We start from the raw sequence: 816 nt of genomic DNA, 5'->3' as shown, positions 1-816 counted from the left end.
ACATTGTGAACCGTCGTTGTCGCACCGGCTTCATTCGGATTAGTGGTTACGCTGTAGTTTGGTGCACTGATCTCACCCGTTGTCGCATCATAGCTTGCACCACCGCCCAGGTTACTGGCGGTACTGGTACCTAAAGCATCGGTTCTGGCATCGCTGGCTGCACTCGCTGCAGTTAACTGACTGACATTCACTGCATCACTGGCTGCTGTACCATCAGCAACATTACTGATCTTTTTACCCGCTGCATCAATGCCTGCCGTGGTGATACTTGGGCCACCTGTGATGCTTAAGCCATTACTGTCAATAAAGGTATTGCCCGTGCTGATGCTGGTCAGGCCTGTCAGGGTTTTATTCAGGCTCACTGCGATCTGGCCCTGACTTGCCGTTGTCGTGATGTTCCCATCCCCAAGCACTGACAATGTCGAGCCAAGTTTATTCACCGAGCTACCACTATCCCCTGTAAAGGTNAGCGGTGTAGTCACTGCAGTCGTTAAGCTATTGATTGCATCNCCNACATTGTGAACCGTCGTTGTCGCACCGGCTTCATTCGGATTAGTGGTTACGCTGTAGTTTGGTGCACTGATCTCACCCGTTGTCGCATCATAGCTTGCACCACCGCCCAGGTTACTGGCGGTACTGGTACCTAAAGCATCGGTTCTGGCATCGCTGGCTGCACTCGCTGCAGTTAACTGACTGACATTCACTGCATCACTGGCTGCTGTACCATCAGCAACATTACTGATCTTTTTACCCGCTGCATCAATGCCTGCCGTGGTGATACTTGGGCCACCTGTGATGCTTAAGCCATTACTCTAG

The 816-nt window shown here is 51.7% G+C and carries 1 protein-coding gene and 1 pseudogene; both read right to left on the bottom strand.

Features of this window, described 5'->3' with window-relative positions; all coding sequences use genetic code 11:
• The coding region (locus KPC_RS20995; protein ID WP_456049188.1) for a hypothetical protein at positions 1 to 191 on the bottom strand (191 nt) is incomplete at its 3' end.
• A 288-nt stretch (positions 192 to 479) separates the two neighbouring features.
• Positions 480 to 812: pseudogene (locus KPC_RS20990) on the bottom strand (hypothetical protein); the annotation flags it as partial.
• Between the last annotated feature and the right edge of the window lie 4 nt (positions 813 to 816).

Source organism: Acinetobacter stercoris (genome assembly GCF_900323515.1).
Classification (GTDB): Bacteria; Pseudomonadota; Gammaproteobacteria; order Pseudomonadales; family Moraxellaceae; genus Acinetobacter; species Acinetobacter stercoris.
Note: the sequence above shows the minus strand (reverse complement) of the source record. Positions and strands in the feature narration are given on the sequence as shown.